Raw genomic sequence first — 2,260 nt, 5'->3', positions numbered from 1 at the left:
CTCCGTCGCGCCCTTATAACACTGTCGTCCCGACGGCCTTCCCGTCGCCGGATGACAGCCGGTTGAGAAAGCGCCGCTATGCGTCCGCCACTTCGTCACCCCGCCGCCACAATGCGTGTCGCCGTCGCCACAGCCGGCTTATGGCGCTGATTTGTGACGGGTTTGTAATGGCAACGCTTTGCTCGCCGCTGATAGCCGGACGGTCCGTCGCGGCGAATCCGGCCGCGGCAAGCAAGGAAAACAAAAATGAAGTCTCTCCTCCTCGTCACCGCCTCCCTCGCCGCCTTCGCCGCGGCTCCCGCCCTGGCCCAGGACGGCCCGGTCGGTTCGGTCGGCGTCGCCTACGGCAACAGCGAAGCCGAACTCGGCGGTCTGAGCGCCGACTCCGACGCCTGGGGCGTCGACGGCGTCGTCGCCATGCCGGCTTTCGGCGAATGGACCGTCACCGTCGCCGCCAACCTCAGCCAGTTCGATGACGGCGCCAACGACGACACCGCCCTGGCCGGCACGGCCCACCTGACCACCCTGGTCGGCTCGGACCTGCGCGTCGGCGGCTTCGTCGGCGCCGCCGACGTGGCCGATGAAACCGCCCTGACGGCCGGCTTCGAAGCCCAGAAATACCTGTCGCGCGCGACCCTGACCGGCGTCGTCGCCTACACCACCGCCGATGACGTCGATCTGGACGTCTGGTCGGTTGGCGGCGACGCGGCCTTCTACGTCACCGACGCCCTGCGCCTGAACGCCGGCGTGTCGTGGATGACCATCGACGACGCCGATGTCGACGGCTTCACCTACGGCGTCGGCGCCGAGTACCAGATCGCCAACTCGCCGTTCTCGGTGACCGCCGGTCTGTCGCACTCGGACATCGAGGATCTGGACGTCGACAGCTGGACCGTCGGTCTGCGCTACAGCTTCGGCGGCGGCCTGCAGGCCCGCGACCGCGCCGGCGCGGCCCTGCCGGGCTCGGGCGTCATGGGCATCCTCGGCGCCCTGTAAGCCTCACCCCCGTCTGAACGACGAAGCCCCGGCGGAGCGATCCGCCGGGGCTTTTTCTTGGGCGAGTATCCGGATGGCGAACAAGAAGAAGGCCCGGGGGGTTCCACGCTCCCGGGCCTTCTCTCCGTGCGGCGGCGTGGACTAGCGGCCGATGCGGACGTCTCCGGCTCCGACGATGCTGCGGCTCACGGCGCCGGTCGCCTCAGCGATGCGCACGTCGCCCGCACCGGCGATGGAGACGCTGACGTCGCCGGCCGTGCCGCCGAAGTCCACGTCGCCCGCGCCCGCGATCGAGATGTCGAGATTGGGGCTGCGGCCCCGGCGGACGGCGACATCGCCGGCCCCGCCGATCGAGATGTCCGTGTCCCCGTCGACCTCGGCGACGACGACGCCTCCGGCCCCGACCATGCTGACCTCCAGCCGGCCGGTGGCGGCCGCCGTCATGTCCCCGGCCCCGGCCAGGCTGGCTTCAAGCGAGCGCGAGGTTCCGATGATGATGTCGCCGGAGCCGGCCAGGGAGGCGCTGACCGGCCCGTCGGTATTGGCGACCACCCAGTCGCCGCAGCCGGCGTTGCCCAGCTCGACCGAGCTCGCGCCGCGGCCGATCGAACCGTAGACGGCCCCGCCGGTCTCGATGTTCACCGCGCGCGGGGCGCGGATCACGATCAGCGGGGCGTCCTCGAGATTGACCCGGCCGACGTTGCGGACCTCGACCGAGGCGCCCTGCCCCGGCCGCGTCCGGTCCGGGCCGGAGCGGCAGTTGCGAATGCTGTCGCCCATGCGGATGCCGGCGAGGCGGCGGCCGAGGCCGCCGTCGATGCGCACATTGCCGCCGTCGCGTTCGAGGCGCAGGGCCGGCAGCTCGGACGCCCCCTGCTGGATCTCGACGCCGATGTCGGCGCGGTCCTCGACGATGACCACGACCCGGGCGACGGCGTGTTCGATCTCGACCTCGGGGCCGGGATTGGCCAGCGCCGGGCCGGCGATGGCGGCGATGGCGGCGGCGGACAACAGGATGGCTTTCATGGCGGGGGCTCCCTCTCCGGAATGTGCGGGGAAGGTGCGTCCGGCGTCGCGCCGAGTCACTTTAAATCGAGGTCATGACCTCGTTGTAAGGAAGAGGCGGCTCGCTGCCTGAGCGCTCAGCGCATCGCCAGCGGCGAGATCAGCCCCCTGTCCGGCGGCGGCGGCTCGTCGCTGTCCACGATCACCTGCAGCCGCTTGTACGGAGGCAGCCCCGTACCCGCAGGGATCAGACGCCCCA

The 2,260-nt window shown here is 71.1% G+C and carries 2 protein-coding genes; one reads left to right on the top strand and one right to left on the bottom strand.

The window, feature by feature from the left end; translation table 11 throughout:
• Positions 1-246: 246 nt before the first annotated feature.
• Positions 247-996, top strand: a complete 750-nt coding sequence (locus RDU12_RS15000; protein ID WP_300289442.1) for an outer membrane protein — start codon at positions 247-249, stop codon at positions 994-996.
• A 141-nt stretch (positions 997-1,137) separates the two neighbouring features.
• Here RDU12_RS15000 and RDU12_RS14995 read toward each other — a convergent pair whose 3' ends face one another.
• Entirely contained in the window at positions 1,138-2,022 is an 885-nt protein-coding gene (locus RDU12_RS14995; protein WP_300289443.1) for a GIN domain-containing protein, read from the bottom strand.
• Between the last annotated feature and the right edge of the window lie 238 nt (positions 2,023-2,260).

The sequence above is a fragment of the Brevundimonas sp. genome (genome assembly GCF_031082345.1).
Classification (GTDB): domain Bacteria; phylum Pseudomonadota; class Alphaproteobacteria; order Caulobacterales; family Caulobacteraceae; genus Brevundimonas.
The sequence above is the reverse complement of the archived record's forward strand: the minus strand, read 5'-3'. Positions and strand labels throughout refer to the sequence as shown.

What these genes read in the sequence shown, in the direction of transcription:
- RDU12_RS14995 (WP_300289443.1), bottom strand. Translation starts at nt 2,022, where the DNA reads ATGAAAGCCATCCTGTTGTCCGCCGCCGCCATCGCCGCCATCGCCGGC.
- RDU12_RS15000 (WP_300289442.1), top strand. Translation starts at nt 247, where the DNA reads ATGAAGTCTCTCCTCCTCGTCACCGCCTCCCTCGCCGCCTTCGCCGCG.